This is a genomic window from Leptospira levettii (assembly GCF_002812085.1).
Classification (GTDB): domain Bacteria; phylum Spirochaetota; class Leptospiria; order Leptospirales; family Leptospiraceae; genus Leptospira_A; species Leptospira_A levettii.
Window position 1 is genome coordinate 1,452,651 of the sequence record NZ_NPDM01000001.1, and the last position, 24,199, is coordinate 1,476,849.

General features: G+C 36.7%; 24 protein-coding genes. 15 read left to right on the forward strand and 9 right to left on the reverse strand.

Going from position 1 to position 24,199, the window contains the following annotated elements:
• Positions 1 to 2: 2 nt before the first annotated feature.
• From CH354_RS06875 to CH354_RS06885, 3 genes are all read right to left on the reverse strand, one after another.
• A complete protein-coding gene (locus tag CH354_RS06875) occupies positions 3 to 740 on the reverse strand; it encodes a TerC family protein (RefSeq protein WP_100725983.1) in 738 nt (245 codons plus the stop codon).
• A 63-nt stretch (positions 741 to 803) separates the two neighbouring features.
• Positions 804 to 2,279 carry a hypothetical protein gene (locus CH354_RS06880; RefSeq protein ID WP_243395987.1) on the reverse strand — a complete coding sequence of 492 codons (1,476 nt, stop codon included), beginning with the start codon at positions 2,277 to 2,279 and terminating at the stop codon, positions 804 to 806.
• Positions 2,280 to 2,286: 7 nt separating this feature from the next.
• Positions 2,287 to 3,225 (reverse strand): RluA family pseudouridine synthase, encoded by a 939-nt coding sequence (locus CH354_RS06885; RefSeq protein WP_100729009.1) that lies wholly within the window; start codon positions 3,223 to 3,225, stop codon positions 2,287 to 2,289.
• A gap of 56 nt (positions 3,226 to 3,281) precedes the next feature.
• On the opposite strand from CH354_RS06885, the gene loa22 reads away from it, so the two are divergent.
• The 9 genes from loa22 to CH354_RS06930 all read left to right on the forward strand — a co-directional run bounded on the left by loa22 (position 3,282) and on the right by CH354_RS06930 (position 12,176).
• Positions 3,282 to 3,851, forward strand: coding sequence for an OmpA family outer membrane lipoprotein Loa22 (gene loa22, locus CH354_RS06890; RefSeq protein WP_207764236.1), 570 nt, complete (start codon positions 3,282 to 3,284; stop codon positions 3,849 to 3,851).
• 239 nt (positions 3,852 to 4,090) lie between these two features.
• Positions 4,091 to 4,630 (forward strand): TetR/AcrR family transcriptional regulator, encoded by a 540-nt coding sequence (locus tag CH354_RS06895; RefSeq protein WP_125172509.1) that lies wholly within the window; start codon positions 4,091 to 4,093, stop codon positions 4,628 to 4,630.
• 109 nt (positions 4,631 to 4,739) lie between these two features.
• The gene (locus tag CH354_RS06900; RefSeq protein WP_100729006.1) at positions 4,740 to 5,159 is read left to right on the forward strand and encodes a hypothetical protein; all 420 of its coding nucleotides are present in this window, start codon (positions 4,740 to 4,742) and stop codon (positions 5,157 to 5,159) included.
• 128 nt (positions 5,160 to 5,287) lie between these two features.
• Positions 5,288 to 5,737: a DUF1801 domain-containing protein gene (locus CH354_RS06905; protein WP_100729005.1), complete on the forward strand. Its 450-nt coding sequence runs from the start codon at positions 5,288 to 5,290 to the stop codon at positions 5,735 to 5,737.
• Between the two features lie 41 nt (positions 5,738 to 5,778).
• The gene (locus CH354_RS06910; protein ID WP_100766343.1) at positions 5,779 to 6,732 is read left to right on the forward strand and encodes an efflux RND transporter periplasmic adaptor subunit; all 954 of its coding nucleotides are present in this window, start codon (positions 5,779 to 5,781) and stop codon (positions 6,730 to 6,732) included.
• On the forward strand, positions 6,732 to 9,851 hold the full coding sequence (locus tag CH354_RS06915) for an efflux RND transporter permease subunit (protein WP_100728723.1): 3,120 nt from the start codon (positions 6,732 to 6,734) through the stop codon (positions 9,849 to 9,851). Before CH354_RS06910 ends, CH354_RS06915 begins: the two co-directional genes overlap by 1 nt.
• Entirely contained in the window at positions 9,838 to 11,124 is a 1,287-nt protein-coding gene (locus CH354_RS06920; protein ID WP_100728724.1) for a TolC family protein, read from the forward strand. Before CH354_RS06915 ends, CH354_RS06920 begins: the two co-directional genes overlap by 14 nt.
• A 159-nt stretch (positions 11,125 to 11,283) precedes the next feature.
• The gene (locus CH354_RS06925; protein ID WP_243395989.1) at positions 11,284 to 11,766 is read left to right on the forward strand and encodes a hypothetical protein; all 483 of its coding nucleotides are present in this window, start codon (positions 11,284 to 11,286) and stop codon (positions 11,764 to 11,766) included.
• Positions 11,767 to 11,777: 11 nt separating this feature from the next.
• Positions 11,778 to 12,176, forward strand: coding sequence for a DUF3703 domain-containing protein (locus CH354_RS06930; RefSeq protein ID WP_100728726.1), 399 nt, complete (start codon positions 11,778 to 11,780; stop codon positions 12,174 to 12,176).
• A 20-nt stretch (positions 12,177 to 12,196) separates the two neighbouring features.
• Here CH354_RS06930 and CH354_RS06935 read toward each other — a convergent pair whose 3' ends face one another.
• Together CH354_RS06935 and CH354_RS06940 are read right to left on the reverse strand one after the other, a co-directional pair.
• The gene (locus tag CH354_RS06935; RefSeq protein ID WP_100728727.1) at positions 12,197 to 12,793 is read right to left on the reverse strand and encodes a class I SAM-dependent methyltransferase; all 597 of its coding nucleotides are present in this window, start codon (positions 12,791 to 12,793) and stop codon (positions 12,197 to 12,199) included.
• A gap of 59 nt (positions 12,794 to 12,852) precedes the next feature.
• Entirely contained in the window at positions 12,853 to 13,815 is a 963-nt protein-coding gene (locus CH354_RS06940; protein WP_100766344.1) for an LA_2444/LA_4059 family outer membrane protein, read from the reverse strand.
• A 152-nt stretch (positions 13,816 to 13,967) separates the two neighbouring features.
• Between CH354_RS06940 and CH354_RS06945 the strand changes: the two genes are divergently transcribed.
• From CH354_RS06945 to CH354_RS06960, 4 genes are all read left to right on the forward strand, one after another.
• Entirely contained in the window at positions 13,968 to 15,581 is a 1,614-nt protein-coding gene (locus tag CH354_RS06945) for a fumarate hydratase (RefSeq protein ID WP_100716822.1), read from the forward strand.
• 43 nt (positions 15,582 to 15,624) lie between these two features.
• A complete protein-coding gene (locus tag CH354_RS06950) occupies positions 15,625 to 16,572 on the forward strand; it encodes a hypothetical protein (protein ID WP_100728729.1) in 948 nt (315 codons plus the stop codon).
• A gap of 258 nt (positions 16,573 to 16,830) precedes the next feature.
• A complete protein-coding gene (locus CH354_RS06955; protein WP_100725844.1) occupies positions 16,831 to 18,237 on the forward strand; it encodes a lactonase family protein in 1,407 nt (468 codons plus the stop codon).
• 44 nt (positions 18,238 to 18,281) lie between these two features.
• A complete protein-coding gene (locus CH354_RS06960; protein ID WP_100716819.1) occupies positions 18,282 to 18,695 on the forward strand; it encodes an SRPBCC domain-containing protein in 414 nt (137 codons plus the stop codon).
• Positions 18,696 to 18,751: 56 nt separating this feature from the next.
• Here the strand turns inward: CH354_RS06960 and fumC are convergent, their stop codons facing one another.
• Together fumC and CH354_RS06970 are read right to left on the reverse strand one after the other, a co-directional pair.
• Complete coding sequence (gene fumC / locus CH354_RS06965; RefSeq protein ID WP_100725845.1) at positions 18,752 to 20,140, reverse strand: class II fumarate hydratase; 1,389 nt, start codon at positions 20,138 to 20,140, stop codon at positions 18,752 to 18,754.
• A 132-nt stretch (positions 20,141 to 20,272) separates the two neighbouring features.
• Entirely contained in the window at positions 20,273 to 20,605 is a 333-nt protein-coding gene (locus CH354_RS06970; protein ID WP_207762645.1) for a DUF2878 family protein, read from the reverse strand.
• 162 nt (positions 20,606 to 20,767) lie between these two features.
• On the opposite strand from CH354_RS06970, the gene CH354_RS06975 reads away from it, so the two are divergent.
• The gene (locus CH354_RS06975) at positions 20,768 to 21,208 is read left to right on the forward strand and encodes an ATP-binding protein (RefSeq protein ID WP_100716816.1); all 441 of its coding nucleotides are present in this window, start codon (positions 20,768 to 20,770) and stop codon (positions 21,206 to 21,208) included.
• Positions 21,209 to 21,402: 194 nt separating this feature from the next.
• On the opposite strand, the gene CH354_RS06980 is transcribed toward CH354_RS06975, so the two are convergent.
• Both CH354_RS06980 and CH354_RS06985 read right to left on the reverse strand, forming a co-directional pair.
• Positions 21,403 to 21,666: an RNA recognition motif domain-containing protein gene (locus tag CH354_RS06980; protein ID WP_100716815.1), complete on the reverse strand. Its 264-nt coding sequence runs from the start codon at positions 21,664 to 21,666 to the stop codon at positions 21,403 to 21,405.
• A gap of 256 nt (positions 21,667 to 21,922) precedes the next feature.
• The gene (locus CH354_RS06985) at positions 21,923 to 22,414 is read right to left on the reverse strand and encodes an FKBP-type peptidyl-prolyl cis-trans isomerase (protein ID WP_100716814.1); all 492 of its coding nucleotides are present in this window, start codon (positions 22,412 to 22,414) and stop codon (positions 21,923 to 21,925) included.
• 94 nt (positions 22,415 to 22,508) lie between these two features.
• Here CH354_RS06985 and CH354_RS06990 point away from each other — a divergent pair, with 94 nt between their 5' ends.
• Positions 22,509 to 24,185, forward strand: a complete 1,677-nt coding sequence (locus CH354_RS06990) for a Na/Pi cotransporter family protein (RefSeq protein ID WP_100716813.1) — start codon at positions 22,509 to 22,511, stop codon at positions 24,183 to 24,185.
• Positions 24,186 to 24,199 lie beyond the last annotated feature (14 nt).

Below are 24,199 nucleotides of genomic sequence, written 5' to 3' on the forward strand. Positions count from 1 at the left end.
ATTCATTTTCCCCTTAATGTGATTGGTTTTTCCGACTTGGAACGTAATTTCATATTTAAAAATTCTACGATCACAGAAAAACTCATCGCAAAATAGATATATCCTTTCGGTATATGGAATCTTAGCCCCTCACCTAACAATGCTACACCAATTAAAATCAAAAAACTAAGGGCAAGTATTTTGATGGTGGGGTGTCTATCTACAAAGTCAGAGATACTCCCACTTGATAATAACATAAATCCAACTGATAATACCACAGCTGCAATCATTATCGTTAGTTGGTCTGTCATTCCAACAGCGGTGATCACTGAATCCAATGAAAAGACAACATCCAAAATCAAAATCTGAAGGATCACTTGAGTGAAAGAAATTTGTTTTTTGGAATCATCACCAATATTTGAGTCACCTTCTAATTTGTGATGGATTTCTGTTGTGGATTTTGCAATGAGAAACAGTCCACCTAAGATGAGTATGATGTCTCTTCCACTGATTGTTTGTTCAATGATCGTAAATAGTGGAGTGGTGAGTTTCATGATAAATGATAGGGAAAATAAAAGTAAAATCCGTGTTCCCATCGCAAGTATCAATCCAATTTGCCTTGCTTTTTTTTGTTTGGATTTGGGTAACCTGGAGGAAAGGATCGAAATAAAAATGATGTTATCAATACCCAATACGATTTCCAAGGAAGTTAAGGTGAGTAGGGCAAGCCAAAGGGATGGATCAGAAAGATAAACTATCATAACACGACCCAAACTGATCTAAGGAAAACTAGAATCAATCGAATTCTTGGGTTGAGAATTTGCTTAGAGTTCATTTCTTCGAAAAAAATACCAACCTTCACATTCTTTTGTGATGGTCACATCCTTCCAGTCTTTCAAATTTTCTTTGTTTTCCGTCACACCCCATGGAAATGAATCAAAGGATTGGTTTTTGAAATCTCCATCCCAAGAGGTATTGGCAATCCAAGGGTAGTAGACACCGTCTTTTGTGAAAGGAACGAGAGTCCACCGTTTGTTCGAAAACACATAACTGTATTTGATGGGCCAGTAGGTGGCGGCACCTGGAATTTTTGGATCAAACTCTGACAAACACTCCATTCGGTTTTTTCGTTTTTCCTCACCTTCTCTCACTTTGGCGACGAGTTCTGAATGTTTGCTTATGTAAAATAGAAAACAACCAATCACCAAAACGATCGGAATTCCAAAACGAAAAAGAGGGATCCGTTCCAAAATCCGAGAGCTAAAAAATATAATCCCAAATGGTAAAAAATACAGATAACGTATGTTAAGTTCTGTTTCGATGAGGAACAAAAAAATTACAGTGATGAAAGGGGATAAAAACAAAATCAATGTAAGAAAAAAATCCTTCTTATGATCCTTTACCAATGCAATGAAGAGGTAAATTATTCCGATGAGTAAATACCATTGGAACCATTCCGATAGAAGGGGATGTTTTGTAATGGAATGTACGAGACCTTGCCAAACATCACTTGGATTTAAGACAAAGGTATGGAAGGTGGAATTGAGTTTGGAGAGTAATTGTAAATTATCTGTTCCGATCATACCAATTCCGAAAAAACGAAGTCCCTTTCCTATCGATTTTGCAAGTAACATTCCCAAGAGACCAATGCTGATTGGACCAAGGCTTTTCCATCGTAAATGAACGACAGCATAACAAATCAAAAAGGGAGCGATATTGACAAAAAACCAATACTCGGATACCCAAACCATGGTCATGAGGAATAAAAATGGAAACCAAACCTTACCATTTGTTTGTTTCCATTGTTCTAATAAAACCAAAGTCCAGGTTGCAAAGAAAAAGATCATGGCATGGAAACCCGGCAAATAAAATTGCCCGAGTAAATTGGGATCAAAACCTGCCAAAACCAAAAACCCAAGTGCCACTAAATAGGAGTATCGTTTTGGCATTCCCAATTGTTTGGCAAAAGTAAAGGGCAAAACAAAGGAAATAAATCCAAAAACCAAATGGAACCCATACACAGAGGGAACCACGGGATATAACAAAATTGCGATGAGAATCTCTGGAAAAAGATAGGTACAAGGAGGAAGGTTCCAACCACGAATGCCCGTTAACCCCCCAGTCCAAACATCCCGTGCAAACAAATAAGGATAGAATACATCACTATCTGTTCCTTCTCCCAAATGGTTTTCATACACAACATCATAGAACAGATGAAAGCTGGTAAAGAGGATCAAAAGGAAAAGGAATTGTTTTAACAATCGGAATCGAATCACAATTTCAAACAATTTTGCACTCACCGATACCCTAGTAACTAGGGCATTTTCGTTCAAAGATCTTAAATCGTTCGGGAAACTCAAGCTCCACAACAATACGTTTGTCTGGTACAAAGGGATGAGGGAAATCTAATTTTTTGGCAAACAGAAGGAGTCCGTACTGTGTGTAATCTTTTGCTGACCTAGAGTACAAACTGTCCCCAACCACAGGGCATCCTATTTTTGCCATATGAACACGGATTTGGTGGGTTCGCCCCGTCTCAAGACCGAGTTTCATCAAACTAAACTTTCTACCTGTTTGGGTTTGGACAATTTTTTCTGTTCTGTAATGGGTGATGGCCATACGTCCATCTTCCCTGACACACATCTTCACACGTTCTACGGGGTGACGACCAATCGGCAGACTGATGGTGCCTTCGGCTTCCACTGGTGCTTGTAACACCCAAGCATAGTACGTTTTATCCACAAGTCGATCTTGGAAGAGTTTGGACAAAGCCGCATGGGCTCTGTCTGTTTTGGCAATGATGAGAACCCCTTCTGTTGGTTTGTCCAAACGATGGACAATCCCTGGACGGCGTTCACCACCAGTGCCAGATAAGTTCTTAAATTGGTGGAGGAGTCCATTCACAAGAGAAGGGGAATCATCCCCAGGTCCACTGTGGCAAGCGATCCCCGCTTTTTTATGGATCACCATAAACTCTTCTTCGTCGTACAAAACAGGAATGTCCATCGGGATGGGTTCCAATCGAGAAGGTGGCCTTGCGATGACATCCACCACATACTCTTCTCCTAAAGTCACCTTATAGCCGTTTTTATGGACAACTTGGTCCTTTGTTTTGTTGGTTACAAAGCCAGAATCGATCCATTTTTGAACGGTAGAACGGCTAAGATCGTCTCCTGCGTTGTCTTTTAGGAAAACGTCTAAGCGACTTTGGTCATAATCTTCGGAAACAGTTACAAATATTTGCATTTTCGGTTGTTATCTAATGAAAAGAACTAAACTATGGAAACATTAAGGTAGGTCAACTGATGAAAAAAGGATTTTTTTTAAGCCTCATCCTCCTCGTAGGTCTTTCTATTTCATTCACGAACTGTTCGTCTTCTGAAGAAAAAGAAACTCCAAAAGAAACGTCCACAACTACGGACAACACAACTGCAGTTTCTTCCAGAGATCTCAATGGAGCTCTTTTGGACGAAATCAACGTAGCACTCAAAGACTACCGTTACCCAGATGGCGTTCGTCGCAGAGGATTTAGCTACAAACAAGCAGACATCCAAGCAGAAGATTTCAAAACTTGGGCAAAAGACAATGTTGCTTACATCAAAGACGCTCTTGCAAAACTCCCTGACAGTTACGCAATCGAAATCACTGGTCACGCAGATGCATCTGGACCAGAAGAAGCAGAAGGTGCTAAAAAAGGAAACGGATATTACTCACAAATTCGTTCTGATGCTGTAAAAGATGCTCTTGTGAAACAAGGGATCCCTGCAGAAAGAATTGTCACGAAAGCCGCTGGTTCTTCTAAACCAATTTCTGGTTTTGATGAAAAAGACGCGATCAACCGTCGTGTGACTTTCCAAGTTGTTTCTAAATAAGAAATTCGATTTTCTTACCTAGAGACCTTTCTCTAATAAAAGCCCACCATTTGGTGGGTTTTTTTATGTCCGGAAAATGGGTTTGGATCAATTGAATGGGTTGTTAAAAATTTCGGGCGCCTCGCAATGGTTATGCGAATCAAAATTTTACGATCACCGACCGCGCTATCCGCTCCAATCTTTCCCTCAAGGGAAAGGATTTCCGCTTCTATCGCTGGCGCGTGGGGAAAATTGAAAAAATGTCAGACACAAGATTACATTGGATCAAAAAGGGCTATGAATTCGTTTCTATTCATGGATTTGAAAAATTAAAAATCGAGAAACTAGCAAGAATCGTAGAAAAACCTAAGTCATCATTTTATTATTTGTTTGTCGATTTGGAAAACTATACAAAACAATTATTAGACTTCCATTTTCAGCAATGTTGTATTGTCTCTCAAAAAGAATCGTTTTGTGAATCAATAGATCCTGGTTTAGTTGAAATTTTAACAGAACATAAAATAGATCTTTTGTTTAATAAACAATTAAGAATCAATCGTCACAATTCTAGATTTAATGAAATTATAAACAAGACAGATGAAGTTGTAATAATACCTTTTTTAAGTATTTGGAAAAAAGACTTAGGATTAGTAATGTCTGAGTCTCAATGGAATGGATTATTCTCGTTAGCCTTGGAAAATTTTTATCTTCAAATTCATGTTGAGATTTTAACAGAGATTTGGCTTAGAGAATATTTTTCTAATTTAAAATCTGTAATATTGAATATCGCTGGAAAATAATCACTGTACGAGACCGTACAGTGATTATCTCAATTATCATAAATATTCGATTGAGATTTTTCTAAAATTTTTCCTATTTAATTTATAAATTTAAATTGAAAGGATTTTTATGACTCTTGAATTTCAAAAATTTTATCTTAAGGTAACAGCTGTCGTCATCGCCTTGTTTGCTCCTGTATTCTTTTTGGGGACTATGCCGGAAACCTCTGAGCTTGCTAGACTAACATTGGATTTGTTGAGTTGGCCAATTGATGGAAAGACAACTTATTCATCGCCCGATACAAGGTTTTTATCTGCCTTAACCGGTGGATTTTTATTAGGCTGGGGAGTGAATGTATGGATGTTGACTCATTTCGTTTTTGATAAAGCTCCGAATGAAGTGAGAATTTCTGTTCTAATTGGTTTGATGTCATGGTTTTTTTTAGACAGTGCAGGATCAATTGCATCAGGTAATATCTCGAATGCAATATTCAATGTTTTAGTACTGTTAGTTGCAGTCGGCCCTTTATGGGTATCTGCTAAAAAGTAATTCGATTTGTCTTCTTTTCGAATATTAGCGAAGAGAAGGCTTAATCTCCGAATGTATTTTGGAAATTAAATAAACCAAATTTTCAAAAAATAATTTCATGATTTTCATTCTTAATCCATAGTTTCAATATGTTTCAGTCAATCGAAGAATACATTGAGTCTTTACCGGAAGGCAAAAAAGAATCCTTTCTCAAATTGCGAAGTGTCGTGAAAAAAAATCTACCAAAAGGATTTGAAGAGACCTTCCAATACAAGATGATTGGTTATGTAGTACCTAAAAAACTCTATCCTGCTGGTTACCATGTAAACCCAGAACTTGCCCTACCGTTTCTCCACATCGCTGTGCAGAAAAGTGGACTTGCTTTGTACCATATGGGAATCTATGCCGATCCAACTCTATTAAAATGGTTCCAAGCGGAATACCCGAAACATTGTAAAACCAAATTGGATATGGGGAAAAGTTGCATTCGGTTCAAAAAATCGGAAGACATCCCTTGGAAACTCATAGGTGAACTTGTTTCCAAAATGACTCCTAATGACTGGATAAGAGTTTACGAAAAAAATACTTTTTCAAGTTGATTTCAATTCTCAAAGCCCTAGTTTGAAACAAGTGATGTTTTATGACTAAATCTTTTTTTCTCTTTTTGACGGTTGTTTGTTTTGTATCTTGCAATCAAAAATCAGAAGAGAATCGTCCACGGATAGCAACCTTCCATACTTTAGAAGATGGAATGATCATTAAAAAATCAGAAGGTGAACTTCCCTCTACAATCTCCATTGCAAACGTTGTTTATCGAAATTTAGGATCAGGACTTTCGATCCCTGTTCGAGTAGCAGTGGTCTGTGTTTCCTCTAAAGAAACAAATTATTCCTATCATTTTGAGACCGAAGAACAGTCGTTAATCTATTCTGAATATTTAAAAAGTAAAGCAGCACTGTTTGGGGCAAAAAAGTCTTATTCACGATTGAAATACTTGGTGGAAAACCAAGCTGCTGCGGGCAAAGAATTGAATGATGCAAATGTTCAATTGCAACAAATGGTCGCATCCATGGATGAAAATTTAAACCGATTACGAATGCAAGGCATTCCAATCGAAAAGTTAAATCAATTAAAACCTGGCAATATTCTGATTGTTGGCGATATCCCCGAAACAAAATTAAATCGAGTCAAATTACAAACACGTGTATTCATAAAGTTTTCTGCATTTCCAGGAGATCGTTATGAAACAAAAATTGATTCCATATCTGATGTCATTGATCCAGTCAGTCGTACTGTTAAAGTTTTAATCATAACAAAAAATCCAGGAAATCAATTTAAACCTGGTATGTTTGGAAATGGACATATCGAATTGGACAATCTGGAAGCTTTGTCTGTTCCAAATGAATCGATCATTCTAATTGGTGATACAAGTTATTTATTCAAACAAATCGATGTGAATACATTCCAAAGAGTTCAAGTAGAAACAGGAATTGAAACAGATGAATACACACAAATTTTGTCTGGTTTGCAAACAAATGATCGTGTGGTTTCTCATGGTTCTACATTACTAAAAGGACTAAGTTTCGGTTACTGATGGGTTTCATTCCTTTTTCACTGAAAAACTCTCCGATTGTATTATTTTGCTTTTTAATGATTTCAGTTTTTGGAATCTATTCAGTCACACATCTCAAAATTGATGCCTATCCTGATGTCTCCGATACAGAAGTGATTGTGATCACAAAATTTGATGGTAGAGCCTCTTCTGAAGTGGAAAAACTCGTAACGATTCCCTTGGAACGCGCGTTAACTGGAATACCAGGTCTTACCACAACACGTTCGCAAAGTATTTTTGGATTGTCGGTCATTCGGTTAACTTTTAAAGATCATACTGATGAATATTTTGCGAGAAACCAAGTAAATGAAAGGCTAAAATCAATTCAATTGCCAGAAGGAACAGAAGTTCCTGAACTAGGTCCATTAACTTCTCCTGTGGGAGAGATCTTACGTTATGCAGTTGAAGGTGACGGCTTGCCTACGATGGAACTTAGGAGCATCCAAGATTGGGAATTGGCTCCACGTATCCAACAAATCCAAGGTGTTGCAGATGTGATAACATTTGGTGGTGATATCAAAGAATACCAAATTGAAATCAATCCCATCAACCAAGACAAATACAATGTTTTTTTACGAGACCTTGTTTTGGCAATTGAAGAAAACAATGCAAATACTGGTGGTAATATATTTAAACATGGTAACCAAGCAATACCAGTACGCGCATTAGGCGCAATTGAAAACGAAAAAGATATAGAAAACATTATCGTCACTGAAAAAAAAGATGTTCCCATTTACGTAAAAGACATTGGAAAAGTGAGAGTGATCCCTCATCCTCCAAAAGGGATTTTAGGTTATCGATTACAATCAGGAACTGAGACTAATTCCGGAGTCCAAGGCATCATCATGATGCGAAAAGGAGAAAACCCATCTGAAGTATTAAGATTGGTAAAAGAAAAACTCTCTAGTTTGGATGGCTTCTTAAAAAACAAAGGTGTCCGCATTCGTATTTTATATGATAGAGCAGAGTTAGTATCCAATACTTTAAAAACTGTTGTTCGTACGATGATGGAAGGGATTACAATCGTTATGATTGTATTGATCTTTTTACTTGGAAATTATCGAGTTGCACTAGCAGTTGCTGTTACCATTCCTTTTTCTCTATTATTTTCATTTTGTTTGATGAATTTAATTGAAATACCTGCAAACTTACTTTCGTTAGGTGCAATTGACTTCGGGATTATTGTTGATAGTTCGATTGTCATTATAGAAGGAATTATAACGACGATCGCAATTACATCTGTATCGAAAAAAAAATTACCATTGGATGAAATCATCCTTCGTTCTTCTGACCACACCGAAAAAGAAGTATTTTTTTCCATTGTGGTTATCCTTTGTGCCTACCTACCAATTTTTCTTTTTGAAAGGGTGGAAGGAAAATTATTCAAACCAATGGCCTTTGGATTGGCATTTACATTGATTGGAGCTTTGTTATTTTCACTCACAGTCCTACCTGTAATTTTTTCAAAGTTTTTCCAAGATGAGAATCGTCGCCAAACAAAAGAATTTTTTCTATTATCCCAAGCAAGATTTTACTTTGTTCAATTACTTCATTTTCTACTCGACCATTCCAAAAAATTGGTAATCCGCACTTATGTGGTTGTGATCGTACTTGTATTTTTAGTTTTTATGGGATTAGGTACGGAATTTTTACCCGAATTGGATGAAGGTGCCATCAATTTTAGATGTAAATTACCAACGGGAATCCATTTAGACAAAACTGCAAACGTTGCAAATTTATTACGAGATGCGGTGAGTGAATTTCCTGAAGTTAAAGTTGTGATCACTCAATCAGGAAGAAATGATGATGGAACAGATCCTTTTGGTCCAAATCGCATTGAAGGCCTCATTACATTGGAAGATTATTCCAAATGGAAAACAGTTCATTCAAAAGCAGAAATGTTAGAAGTTTTAAAGGAACGATTTGAAAAATTAGTTCCTGGTGCAAAATTCAGTTTTTCTCAACCAATTTTGGATAATGTTGCAGAAGCGGTAACAGGATCAGCTGCTGATTTGTCTGTTCAAATCTCAGGAAGGGATGTTGCCGTATTATGGCAAAAAGCAAATGAAATTGAATCCGCCTTAGAAAAGTTAGAAGGTGTTTCAGCCATAGGAATTGAACAAGAAGGTCCCAATACAGAACTAAGTATCGCCATTGATAGAGAAGCAGCGGCAAGAGCAGGAATTAATTTTTCAGACATCCAAGATATCACCGAAATGGCAATTGGAGGAAAAGAAATCAGCAAATTGTATTTGGATAATCATATTTATAACATAACAGTTCGGTATCCTGAAGAATATAGAACATCTGTTAACTCAATCGGAAATATCAATATCAAAAGTAAATACGAAAGTAAATATCCACTCTCTTCTGTTGCAAGATTGGAATTGAAGGAAATGCCAGCTAAAATTGCCAGAAAAAATGGAAATCGAATGGTTTCTGTTTGGATTAACATCGAAGGCAGGGACCAAGGTGGATTTGTAAATGAAGCAAAAAAGATTGTGACAAAACAAATCAAATTGCCAGCGGATGTCGAAATTGATTGGGGAGGACAATTTGAAAACCTAACTAGGGCAAGTAAGCGACTTATGGTTGCCGTTCCTCTAACATTTGTTATTATACTTTTTATCTTATATTTAATGTTTCATAATATCTCTGATAGTTTACTTGTAATGTCTAGTATCCCGGTTGCAGCACTCGGAGGGCTCTTTTTTCTTTTTTTAAGAGGGATGCACTTTAATGTTTCGTCTGGAGTTGGACTCATTTCGTTATTTGGTATTTCCATTATGGGTGGGGTATTATTTGTCTCAAATTTTAATCATGCTAAAGAAAATAGAGAGATTAAAAATGAATCTGATTTAAAGGAATTAATATCGCACGTTTCTGAAATTCAGTTTCGGCCCAGATTTTTAACATTAACAACAGCAATCATAGGTTTATTACCAGCTATGCTTACTAATGAAATTGGGTCTGATATCCAACGACCTATGGCAACAGTGATTGTGGGTGGATTATTGTTCACTTTGATCATTGGAAACTTCACAATCCCTCTACTTTGTTATTTAAGTGAACAGAGAAAATTACTTCATGCGAAAAATTAATTTTTATCAGATTAAAAGGCGATTATTACAATTGTTGATTGTATCTGTTATTTGTTATCCTCTTTATGCGAATGATAAATTAAAAAAAGAATTCAGTTTTGACCAAGCAATTCAATATGCGCTTGCAAATAACAAACAAGTTACCATTGCAAAGTTTGAAATTGAGTTTACAAAAGCAGATCGGATCACTGCTGGTTTACGGCCAAATCCTTTTTTGAATATTGTTGCCGATGTTTTACCATTTAATCCAACTTCAAAACAATTTGATCCAAATCGAAATCAATATGGTGTTAGTTTAGGTTTTGTGATTGAGACTGCTAACAAACGGGAAGAAAGGATCAACGTTGCCAACAAAAGATTAAAAATGGACGAGTTGGTATTTTTGGAAACTTTGCGAAAAATATCAATTGCCACTGGCAATTTATTTATAGCAACACTTGCAGCAAGGGAACGTTATCTCTTAGCGGAAGAAAATTATAAAAATTTAGTGAATATCGTTGAAATTAACAGAATCAGATTTAAAAAAGAAGACATTTCTAAATTAGAATTATTGAGATCTGAAGTTGCACAAGATCAATATGCAGTTGCTAGAGTATCTGCACAGGTTGAATATATTAAATTAAAAAACGAACTGATTGTATTTCTTGGTTTAAATCCAAGCGAAATTGATATTGTGTTATCTGGAAATTTGGATTCGTTAAAACTTTTACCACAAATTGATGCTAACCAATTATTAAAATTAGCAACTGAAGGAAGGCCTGATTATCTTGCATTAGTAAATGCGGAAGACATTGCATTGGCAAATATGAAACTGCAAAGAGCAAATGCAGTACCAAACTTTAGCATTCTATTTGATTCACTCGTGCAACAAAACCAATATATGTATGGAATGTCTGCTAATTTGGAATTACCTGTATTCTCCAGAAACCAAGGAGAAATTGCAAAAAGTGAATCAGCCAGAAAACAAGCTGCCATATTTCGAGAAGAGTTATATTTAAACTTAGCAAAAGAAATGGCCATTACAGAAGAAGAAATCAAGGTAAGATTTGAAGCACTCGAACAAATGAGACAAATTTCATTATTAAAATCTCAACAAGCAGTCAAAATTGTAGAGTTAGCATATAAAGGTGGAGGCTCCACCTTACTAGAGTTTTTGGATACTACTCGATCCTATAATGAAACAAAATTAAAATACATTGATGCCTTAGTGGAATATGAAAAAGCTCTGTTAAATCTAAAATATATTACTGGATTTGATTATGAACCAAATTGATTCTTTGGAAAAAATCCATCAATGATTGATGATGGATTTTTTTGTAATCATAATTCGGGCATTTATTGGATAAGATGGATTCATTTAGGATCTTTTTGATTTCATTTTGTTTGTTAAAAGGAAGAGAAAGGGTTTTACCTTTTGAATCGTGGTGGATGAATGAGTCTAAAGATTATGAAAATTGAATATTTTACTAAATGGGAAAAAGACTCCCATTTAATCATCACTCGATTGACTGGTTTTGTAACAGAGCTAGATGTAAAAGAATGGGAAATTGGATTAAAACAAGTGTTTCAAGATTTACCGAAGGGAACCAAGTTTAAAATGTTTGTCAATTTTCATGGTTTAAGCCCTAGTTCGGTAACAGCTCATAAATCGTATCGAGATGTAATTCCACTTCTACTCAGTCAGTATGGATGGAGGATTGGGTATTTGGATTTGTTTGAAGAGGCCAATGATTTGACCATTTCCAAAACCAATGAAAGTGAATGTTATTTAGCCGTACATTGCCACCAAGATGGATATAAAATCCAAGAGTATGAAAGAAGATTCGGAAAGGAAAATGAACATTTTTACGAAGATCCCATTTTCTCTGAAGCTTGGATTCGAAGTTATGAATACCCAACACTAGTCTCTTCTTAAAGGAACTAAAAATGAAACTGAATGTAAGAATGCCAAACAATTTTAAAATTGCCTATCAAAAAGAAATCCAAAACTATAAGGATAGTTTGTCACAAAACAATGATTTGGCTGCATGGAGATTTTTGGAAAGGGCACATATCATTGGACAATATTTTCCAGTTCCTCATACTGGAAGCCATTTCCGAATGTTTCTTTTTGGAATTCGGAAAGGAGATCTAAAAGAAGTTTATGGTCAATTCATACGTATGGTCTTTGGTTGGATTGGGAGTTTGTTCAACCGAATTCCTGTCGGAAATACAGGCAGTGCATCAGTTCCTATATTTGCCCCCATGCCAATCCCTGATGATTTACGTTCCCTTCTTCAGAATGCAGATACCGAAGCTAAAGGTCTCTCTGGATTCAAAGAATAATTAATTTCATTCACAAGTTTTTACTTTTCTGCGATTAGTAAAAATAAGGAAGCATCTTCGTTCATAAACACTTTTTTTTCTTCTAAGATGACTTTTGAGTTCACAGTTTGATATCCAATAGTTTTTAAGATGGATTCCAATTCTCCTAGTAGGAATCCACTATGAATTTTTGGATGTGATACCTTTTCATTTTTACAAAAATCAACAATGAATAATTTTCCATTCGGATTTAAATGGTCATATAAAATTTTTAATATCGATTGAGTATCTGGTATGTGTAGAAGTACCAAAGACATAAGGATGTTGTCCACAAAAAGAGTTTTGTCCAGAACCAAATCGGAAGGGAACATTGTATGTGCATTTTTGATACCTTGTGATTTGATTTTGAAATTTGACACTTCCAACATAGAAGGGGAGTCGTCACATAAAATGACTTGTTTGTAATGGGAACAAAGTGGGATTCCCAAAAGTCCAGTCCCACATCCAAAATCTAACAATGAACTTTCAATTGTATTGTGAAGGAAAGGTTCTAATTTACCTAAAATTTGTTTTGCCAATTGGATACGATCATTGGTATCGTATTGTTTGGCCATATGTTCAAAAACACTTTGTTCCATAATGATTCTGTTTAGACCGACATTTGTTTCTTGTTGAATTCTTGGAATACAACATTTCTCTAAAAATTCACCATCATTCCCAAATACATTCCACGCAGACGATCAAAGTTTTCTGATTTTTTTGGTACATTCATTTCCCAATCGCCAATGACGGAAGGGTTTTGTGAACCGATGTTCGCTGTGGTCCGGCTGAATTGAACTTCGTTGTAATCTAGATAAGAGAACTTCGACACGATCATATTATAACCCACAAAAAATTTCATATTAGAATGGAAGGAATAAGAGAGAGATCCATCCCATTCATAACCTCTAAAGATTCCTTCTGTGCCAGCTGTGGACAAGGAATATTGGAAACGGTCTTCCATCAAGTTTGGTTGTTTGAAAAATCGAGTACCTTGTGTGTAAAATACATCCATTGTTAGGTGGAGTGCCAAATCTTGGCTGAGTTGGTAGACTGATTGGACAGAGGCTTGCGGACCATACGTAAAAAAATATTCTTTAAAAGTACCTTGTCCAAGGTAGTTTCCATAGAGGTAGCGGTTGATATTCCGAACCCCACCTCCCAGATACAATTTCCAATCTTTTGCGGGTAAAAATGTTTGGTAAAGGTTCAGTTCAAATTCAGACCTTGCCATGGGTGATAGATAAAATCGTGATAAGTTTCCTCCTTGTGCGGACTGTTGGAAGAGTAGGGTGTTTGCGTTTACAATTTCTATTTCAAAATAAGAAAGATCCACTTTGAATCTTTTCTCAACGTTTTCATAACTGAATACAAAAGGAATGAGAACCTTCCCATTTTCTTTGAGTGTAGTACTCGAACGAGTGGGAACTATGGATTCATTTTTATCCGTGAGAGAGGTGTATTCGTAAGGAAGGTATTGGTAGGTCTGTCGTTTTAAAAGCAAACTCCATTCTGATTTTTTGTTTTTTCCTTCTTGTAAGGAAGGTTCCATTTCTCTTCCTTCTGCAAAAACCATTGAAGAGACAGAAACAAGGAATAGATAAATTAGGTTCTGTTTCATTTTCCATTGTTATAGACTGATTTTGGAAATTGGAAACGATTTTTTCCCTTCGGATTTTCCACTTTCGCCTTGATGTTTCTAACAGTGGTGGCAAAAATTCATTTACGAAACGAGGAATCCCGCGAAATTAGAAGTTATAAATAGAGGTTTCCATGCCAGATTTTTTTTACGCCGATCCTTTCCCTTTAAAAGAAGACACCACTGAATACAAATTATTAACAAAAGATTTTGTAAGCACTGTCCCCTTTGGTGATAAAGAAATTCTAAAAGTGGAACCAGAAGGCCTTACCTTCCTTGCGGAAAAAGCAATGGAAGATGTTTCTTTTTATCTAAGAACAGCCCACCTTGAAAAAGTTCGCAAAATTTTAGACGACCCAGAAGCAACACCAAATGATCGTTTTGTGGCAATGGCACTACTTAAAAATGCAGTGATTGCGGCAGACAAACAACTTCCCTCCTGCCAAGATACAGGAACAGGCATTGTCATGGCAAAAAAAGGGGAATATGTCATCACAGGTGGGGATGATGCAGAGGCACTTTCTCGTGGGATTTATAATACCTATGTAAACCGCAACCTTCGTTATTCGCAAGTTGTCCCGCTTACCATGTATGAAGAAGTGAATTCTGGTTCCAATTTACCAGCTCAAATTGATATTTACTCAACTCCGGGTGATAAGTATAGTTTTCTCTTTTTGGCAAAAGGCGGTGGTTCCGCTAACAAAACTTATCTTTTCCAAGAAACAAAAGCATTACTCAATCCAACATCCCTCGAAAAATTTATAGCTGATAAAGTATCAAACCTTGGTACAGCAGCTTGTCCTCCATATCATATAGCAGTCGTCATTGGCGGAACTTCTGCTGAAGCAAATTTAAAGACCGTAAAACTTGCATCAGCTGGATATTTGGATCATTTGCCGACAAAGGGAGACAAATTTGGATCTGCATTTCGAGACATTGAATTAGAAGAAAAAATGCTGGCTGCTGCTCAGAAATCTGGAATTGGAGCTCAGTTTGGTGGAAAGTATTTGGCTCATGATTTTAAAGTCATTCGTTTGCCACGACATGGTGCTTCTTGCCCAGTTGGACTCGGTGTGAGTTGTAGTGCAGATCGTAACATCAAAGCTAAAATTACAAAGGATGGAATCTATTTAGAAAAACTAGAATACGACCCAGCAAAATTTTTACCTACCATTGACGAGGTCGATTCTAGTACCGAATCAGTTCATATTGATTTAAACCAACCGATGCCTGAAATTTTGAAGGTTCTTTCAAAATATCCAGTTAAAACGCGTGTTATGTTGTCAGGTCGACTAGTTGTGGCACGTGATATTGCTCATGCGAAACTAAAGGAAAAGTTGGATAAGGGTGAACCTCTCCCTGAGTATTTTAAAAACCATCCGGTGTACTATGCAGGTCCTGCAAAAACTCCAGAGGGGATGCCATCAGGTTCCTTTGGTCCAACCACAGCAGGTCGTATGGATAGTTATGTTCCCGTGTTCCAAGAAAAAGGTTTTTCGATGATCACTCTTGCGAAAGGGAATCGTTCTAAAGTGGTGACCGATAGTTGCAAAAAAAATGGTGGGTTTTATCTCGGATCCATCGGTGGACCTGCGGCATTACTTGCAAAAGAAAACATCAAAAAAGTAGAAGTATTGGATTTTCCTGAACTGGGAATGGAAGCGGTTTGGTCCATTGACGTGGAAAATTTTCCTGCTTTCATCGTTGTTGATGATAAGGGAAATGATTTTTTCCAAATGTTAAATTAATTGTGAACGAATTCAATTGATACACTGGTCGGATTCAAACAAAATGAAAGTGGTTCAAACATTCAATTGGTTTCAATATGTTTTGATCTTACTTTTTTCCCTATCTCTTTTGTATGGATCCGATCTTTCATCAAAAATCGAATCAACCGAGTGTCCCAAAAATTATACATGTCTTACGACATTTATTTCACCTGGTTCTATTTTATATGCACGTGAATTAGATTTATCAGTGATTTGGAATGATCGTCCATCTGCTTTTGACCAAGTGACTGTTCTTGCTGATGGAAGTGGTAAAATATTTGAAGTAGAAGTGGCAGAAAAAGTTTTTTATTATCGTGTCCTTTGGAAAGGGAAAGAAATTTTGGTCAGTCGTTTTGATTTAGATTTGAGTAAAAGCCTTCGGACATTGGACATTCAAAAAATATCACTTTTAAAAGAACCCACACCGAATGGAAAGATCCTAGCCAACCTACCAAAAAATCTTGTTTTCGATGTGATCGAAAATACACATCCATTACCGAAAAAACTAGGGTATGTAAAAGTAAAATATGAGGATCAAGTTGGTTGGGTGAAACGAAGTTCACTCAGTGATGACGAGTTTGATATTCGTTTTTACCAAGTCAGTTTAGAAACTCTTGTAAAACCATATACATTTTTAGCAAGAGAAGACAATTTCAAAACAGAGTTAACGATTGTAGGTAAGGACTTTATTGTCACCTCTTGTAAGATAGGTGAGCTTGCATGTAATGTTACTTCCCGAATGGGAGAATCTAGTTTTGGAATGCCAGAAGAAGCTGTTTATTTTGATCTCAATCTGAGTGATGGAAAACAATATGTTTGTGAGATGCGAAGGGTCGACTTTGTGAGCGAATTACAAAGAGTCATCCTGGAGGAAATCACAGAAGAAGAATTGGATCCTTTTATCAATTGTGGTCCTAAGGAAGAAGAAACTGAACCAACAGAACCTGAAGAGTCAAACGAAACAGATTAATGTATTCACAACTTTTCCATCATACGAATATTATCCAACACTCTGAATTCTTAAATCTGTGATCGATTCTCAATGATCAGAATTCTAAGCATGATCATTTGGAATCAAATCAAAGAAAAACGATACAGATTTTACTCATCATTTTCTCCGGAATTTGGTATTTCCTCTTAAAAATAATTTGTATTTCGAATGTTTTATGATGATATTAATTGAAAGTTAATAAATTATTTCACGTATTACAGATGGAATACAGAATAAATGAGAAATCTAATCATCATTGTATTTTTACTTTCGAATTTAAATTTCTGTATGGTTCATCCACTTTGGAAGCCATATTTTTTCCCAGAACAAGATGAAAATTCTAAACTACTTAAGATTTTAACAGCAGCGTATCTTTTCAATTTACCTAAAATTTATACAATTTCAAAACTGAATGGAGTAGAAGGTGAAGTGTTAACTCTCCTCGGCTCTAATTTTTCAGAATATTCCACCGAAAATATGATCTATTTTTCAGGGAATGTACAAGCTGAGATTTTATCATCAACACAAAACACAATGGTGATAAAAGTACCATTTGGTGCGAAATCAGGACGGATACGAATTGCAAATGCGAATGGTATTAGCGATAGTTTTGATGAATTTATTGTATTTCGGTATTTTTTAACTTTTTCAGCAGGTTCGAACACAGAGACTTATGGTTTAAATTTGTTAACTGGAAACATTAGTGCCGTATCGGGATCTCCTTATGCATTGAATATTCCACTTGGAGCAAAATTTTCTATCGATGGAAAATTTGCTTTCTCTGGTGGATTTGGACAAACAACAATTCAAAGTTATTCTGTAAACCAACAAACAGGCGTTTTGTCCATGTTAAATTCATCTGCTGGAACGACAACAGTGGATCCAGTATTCTTTGTTTTTCATCCAAATGGGAGATTTCTTTATGTTTCGAGTTTCTCTGGAGCTAGTATAGCAGCATTTGAATTAAATACATTTACAGGAAATTTAAGTAAGATCGGAGATTTTAGCCAATCTTGTACTTGTTCACTTAATCACTTAGACATTACGCCAGATGGAAAATTTTTATATGTGAATGGAAATGGAGGATCAGAACCCATCATGGGATATTCAGTGAACCAAATCAATGGATCACTGGCAAATATTGCGGGTTCTCCTTTTAATACAGGGGTTCCAAATATGGAGGCACTTTTAATTGATTCAACTTCTACATACTTATATTCTGTTGTTCAGTCTTCTGTGATCATTGCTCGAAGGATAAATACTTTAGATGGTAGTTTAACATCTCTTTCAGGAAGTCCATTCACAGGAACAACAAATAACTTTCGAGCTGTTATGCATCCTTCTGGAAAGTTTTTGTATACTGTTAATATTTTAGGTGCGACATTAGGAAAACATAATATCAATACATCAGATGGAAGTTTAAGTTTACCATCAAATTTAGTATTTGGAGAAAATCTTCAGTTTGTTACCTTAGATCCCACTGGAAAATTTGGTTTTGTTAGCAATACTTCAAGTACAAATTTTTATATGTTTCAAGTAGACGAAACTACAGGTACGCCAACATTGCTGAATGGGGGAGTTGGGTATGCAACATCTGGTGCAAACAATACAGTTCCAGTTGCCTATAGAATTGAACAACGATAAACTTGTTTCTGATACTATTATTCTGTCTATAAAATCTTAATCATATGTGTAAAACAATCAAACATAAAGTAAAATTCAAAGCTTCTCCCGAAATTATCTACGAATACATTGCTGATTCAAAAAAGATGACTTCTCTAACAGGGGAAAAGGCAGTCATTGGCCAAAAAGTTGGTAGCCCTTTTTCAATTTTGAAAGGGAAGGTCAATGGGGTCATAGTGGATATATTACCATCCAGACGAATTGTGCAGGCGTGGCGTAGGTTAGATTTTCCCGAAGGAATTTTTTCTATGGCTTCTTTTACTCTTAGAGAAACTGCAGATGGAGGTACTGAACTCATTTTAACCCACCGAGGTGTTCCCAAGGAGCTAATTCCTGAAGTTGAACATGATTGGAAACGTAATTTTTGGGACAAAATTCACAAAGAGATTCAATCTAAAAAATCAATTCATAGATCCTAAAGAATGATTATTAGTTTAGGATAGATTCGTTACAATCAATTGATGTATCATTAGATTCATACCATCTCATCCGGTTTTACCCAAGTATCAAACTGTTCTGAAGTTAAAAATCCTAATCGAATCCCAGCTTCTTTTAAGGATCGGTTTTCGCGATATGCAAGTTTTGCAATTTTTGCTGCTTTGTCATAACCAAGGTATGGATTCAAAGCGGTGACTAACATCAGTGAGTTTTCTAAATTGGATTGTATTTTGGATTCATTTGCTTCAATTCCATCAACACAATGTTTGGCGAAAGATAGGCTTGCATCAGATAGAAGGCGAATCGAATTGAGGACATTGAAGATAATCAGTGGTTTGAATACATTGAGTTCAAAATTTCCAGAAGCACCTCCTATGTTAACAGCGACATCATTTCCAATGACTTGAGCACAAACCATTGTGAGCGCCTCTGACTGTGTAGGATTCACCTTCCCTGGCATGATGGAAGATCCTGGTTCATTTTCGGGAATTTTAATTTCACCAATCCCTGACCTTGGTCCTGAAGACAACCAACGTATGTCGTTTGCAATTTTCATTAGAGATGTTGCGATGGTTTTTAGAATTCCGCTCAATTCCACTAACGAGTCGTTGGCGGCAAGTGCTTCAAATTTATTAGGAGCTGATGCAAAAGGAATTCCTGTTTCTTTAGCCAAGGCATTTGCCATTTTGGAAGGGAAGTTTGGATGAGTATTCAGGCCGGTTCCCACAGCAGTCCCACCGAGAGCAATTCTATAAAGAGAAGGTAATACACGGTGGATACGTTCTAAACTATAAGTCAATTGTTGTGTATACCCAGAAAATTCCTGCCCTAACGTGAGTGGGGTTGCATCTTGTAAATGAGTCCTTCCTATTTTAATGATGTGTTGGAATTTTTCAGATTTTTCTTTGAGTTTCGATTCTAAGAATTTTAGATTTGGTACAAGGTGATGGATCATCATTTCTGCAGAAGCAATGTGCATGGCAGTTGGAAAAACATCATTGGAACTTTGCCCTTTGTTCACATCATCATTGGGATGGATGGGTGATTTGGAGCCAAGTGGACTTCCAAACATTTCATTCGCACGATTCGCAATCACTTCATTGGCATTCATATTGGTTTGTGTCCCAGAGCCAGTTTGCCACACAGAAAGGGGAAAATGATCATCTAACAATCCTTCAATGACTTCGGATGCAGCTTTTACAATTAAATTTGATTTTGATTCCTCCAAAAGTCCAAGTTCAGAATTAATGATCGCAGCGTGTTTTTTAACAAGTCCCAAAGCACGGATCATCTCTCTCGGAAATTTGTCTTGTCCAATTGGAAAGTATTGAAGGGAACGTTCTGTTTGGGCTCCCCAATACCGAGAATTCGTGACTGCGATTTCTCCCATAGAGTCGGTTTCCATACGAGTATTTGTTGGTTCCATACAGAGATTCCTTGATTCGAGTTTTTACAATTAGACATAGAGAAGATATTGATGAGATGAGGATGAAAAGTTTAAATCAAAAAGGAGAACCTTTCTCAGCAGAACTTCCACTGAGAAAAGTATGTTTGTTACTTAGCTCGGTTGGTAAAAAGCTAAATAAGCAGCAAAAAGTCCCATAATTGGGAATACAAACCAAAGGATTTTTGCATATTTCGCATTTTTATAGGCTAGGGTAAGTAGACCACCAAACGCAAGCCAGATGACTATCTTTAAGATGATCCAAACTGGGAGAGCTGAGTGAGAAATATCCCGAAATTTCATAAGTCCAAAACCTGCAACTAGTAATAAAAGTAAACCAACTCCGTGAGAGATAGCAACAATGGCTTTGAATTTGTTATCTGATTTTTTTCCACCATTGATGGAATAAAGGGTTACTCCACCTAATGACAAAAATAAAAGAAACATTCCGAAAATATGAATAAGTTTGTACGCCTCGTATGACACAAATGACTCCTTGTAACTCTCACAATTCTTTCATACTCTAGTTTTCCTTGCGAGATTTTTCTAAGTTCTCGTGAAAGAAAAAGAACTAGGAATTCCTAGTGGCAAACAGATAAATTGGAAGTTATGGAGCCAGATCCAAACTCTCATCCACAGATACCACCCACAGGAAAAACATTACTACTTTTACGTGGCATTCCTGGTTCTGGGAAAACCACTCTCGCTAAACAAATTGCTGAATCAAGTGGGGCACCGATCTTTTCTATTGATTCCTACTTTGAGAATGAAAAGGGCGAATACCATTTTGATTATACCAAAAACCATTTGGCTTACAAAGAATGTGAATCCAAAACAAAAGATGCTTTGGAAGAAGGAAATCCCTTTGTCATAGTCGATCACACATTCACGTTAGAGTGGGAAATGAAACCTTACGAAGATTTGGCGAAACGATATGGGTATAGATTGTCTGTTGTTACAGTCGAAAATCGGCATGGCGGAAAGAACAACCATCAAATTCCTGAGGAACAAATCGAGAAGATGAAAGCTAAGTATAAGGTAGTTTTATAGTATGATTTATTTTTTGAAAAACTTCACACCTGATAATCCTTGTGAAAACTTCTACTAATTCAGATGAAAAGAGGAATTCGATTCAGTGGTAAAAAAATGGTTAGGTTGGTATTGAATATTTGGTCACAAAAACCAAAAGGATAAAAAAACCGCCGTCCAACCTAAGTTAAACGACGGTTATTCACAAACTTGGATTATCTCCAGTTGTTAGTTTTAGGTTTTGCGATGTTTACTTTCATCTCACGGTTAAGGATGTTTTTTCCGTTAAGATCTTTGATCGCGTTATCAGCTTCTTTTCCATCTTTCATTTCGATGAATCCGAAACCTTTAGAACGACCAGAATACTGATCAGTGATGATTTTTGCAGAAGTTACTGCACCGTGTGCTGAAAAAAGCTCATTGAGTTTTCCTTCAGTCATATCGTAAGAAAGGTTGCCAACATAAATGTTTACTGACATAGTTTTTGTCCTGTTTGTTAAAGTTGACTCGGGAATTCTAGATTTACAATCGTCGGGACCCTATTCGGGATTTTTGGTAAGAACTCCAGAAAAATGCAGGGAAAAACTTGGGAAAGCTATCAGCGTGCAAGCTTGAAAGGACTACTTCGGCGGTGAAAATCAACAATACTCTGAATCTTCTGTCAGTGTAATTACCCTTTCTAAAAAAAGCAATCTGAAAGAAGACCCAGAGGGAAAATAACGAAGGATTTCGTTTTTAGTGGTGGTGGTGTCCACCTGGGCCATGTACGTGTCCGTGTTGTTTTTCTTCGTCAGTTGCTTCGCGAATGGATTTGATGGTGACATCAAAATGAAGAGTCTCTCCAGCTAACGGGTGATTGCCGTTTAGAATCACATCAGCATCTCTTACTTCTTGGAGATATAGAATCATTCTACCTTCTGGTGTGTCTGTTTGGAATTCCATTCCTACTTCTAACTCCGCTTCTGGTGGAAGTTCTGTTTTGGGAACTTGGAAAATGAGTGCTTCGTTATATGTCCCATAACCTTCTTCAGGTGGTACAGTGACATTTTTTGAATCACCATTCACAAGACCTTCTAGTTCTTTTTCCAGTCCAGGGATGATATTTTGCCAGCCGTGGAGGTATAATAGCGGTTCGTCTGATTGGTCCAGAGTTTCTCCCTGGGCGTTCTTTAGGTGATAGGAAAATCCTACAACCATTCCTTTGCTGATCGTTTTTGACATATTGATTACAATCTATATACGGAAAAAAATACTGCAACCGAATAAAAGGTTGGTACCAAATTGTAATCAAAGAAATTGAACCCTGGAAATATCAATATCTATGAATTGGCCATTACTCATTCAAGTTTTAGGCGGACTCGGGGTTTTCATCTATGGGATGAAATTACTCAGTGAGTCCTTACAACGTGTGGCAGGAGATCGGCTTCGTTCCTTTCTCTCTTCCATGACAAGAAATCGTGTGTCTGCTGTTTTCAGTGGATTATTCATTACCTCAACCATTCAATCTAGTTCAGCGACCACTGTGCTTGTTGTTGGTTTTGTCAATGCCGGTTTGATTTCTCTGGCACAAGCCATCGGTGTCATCATGGGAGCCAATATTGGTACTACGATCACAGCATGGATTGTTTCCTTTTTGGGATTCAAATTTAACATTGCTTCCTTCGCTTTACCAGCGATTGCCGCAGGGGTTGTCCTCAATTTCTCAAGAAAAGAAAGTAGATCAGGTTGGGGAAGTTTCCTCATCGGATTTGGATTTTTGTTTTTGGGATTGGACTACCTAAAGTCTTCTGTACCTGATAGTGCAAAAGACCCAGAGAGTTTTGCCTTCTTACAACAATACACAAACATGGGTTTTAATTCGATCTTGTTGTTTGTTTTGATTGGAGCCTTGTTAACCATTGTGATCCAATCTTCTTCTGCTTCCACTACGATCACCATTACTCTCGCATTCGCTGGTTATATTCCAATTGATGCAGCCTATGGTATGATCCTTGGTGAAAACATTGGAACAACCATCACTGCCAATTTAGCGGCCATTCCGGGGAATCGAAATGCCAAAAAAGCAGCTTTAGCGCATACATTATTCAATGTCTTTGGTGTGGTATGGGCTCTGCTTTTCTTTAAAATGTTCACAGGGATTGTTGATGATCTAATTCCTGGTGATCCACTTACGGATAAAGAATCTACAAGATTTCACATTTCTTTATTCCATACAATGTTTAACATCACTAACACTCTCATTCTCATTTGGTTTGTGAATACCATTTCCAAAGTGGTGAGTGCAATTGTAGATGGTCTTGCTTCCAAAACTGGAAAAGAAAAAGATTCCATTCGACTGTTGCAAGCAGGGACTGTAAAAACCACAGAACTTGCGATGGTGGAACTCGTAGAATTCACGAAAAAAATCATTCGTGATACATATGACTTCCTTCGATTGACCGAACAAATTTTACTCCAACCATATGATGCTGCCAGAATCGGACAAGTTCTGAAAAAAGAAGAAGAACTCGATCAAGTAAGAACGGAAGTTTTAACTTACTTAAACCAAGTCCAAGAATCAGGGATCACTGGTAACTATGCAAAAGATGTATTGGGGATTATGGAAAGAGTGAAAGCTGTGGAAGAGATGGGAGATAATTTTGCATCGATCGCAAGAAAAATCCGTAAATCACACAGACAAAAGGTTTCTTTCGATAAAAACTTTGCAAACTCTGTAAAAGACCAAATGGACTTACTCAAACACCATTACGACATCTTACTTGTGAACTTGGAACAAAGTGAAACATTTGATATCCTTGGGAATCCACAAGTGCGTAACCAAAGCCGTGAGTATCGTTTCCAAATGATTCGATCCATCAAAAAGAATGAATCCAAAGTGAAGAAGAAAAAGTATCAGAAAAAAGACAATCTGTTGCCTGCGCTTCTTTACCGTGATATTTCCAGAAACTTAGATAATATTTCAAGGTTACTCAATGCAGCCATTTATGCGGACGTTTAGTCCGTATATTTGTT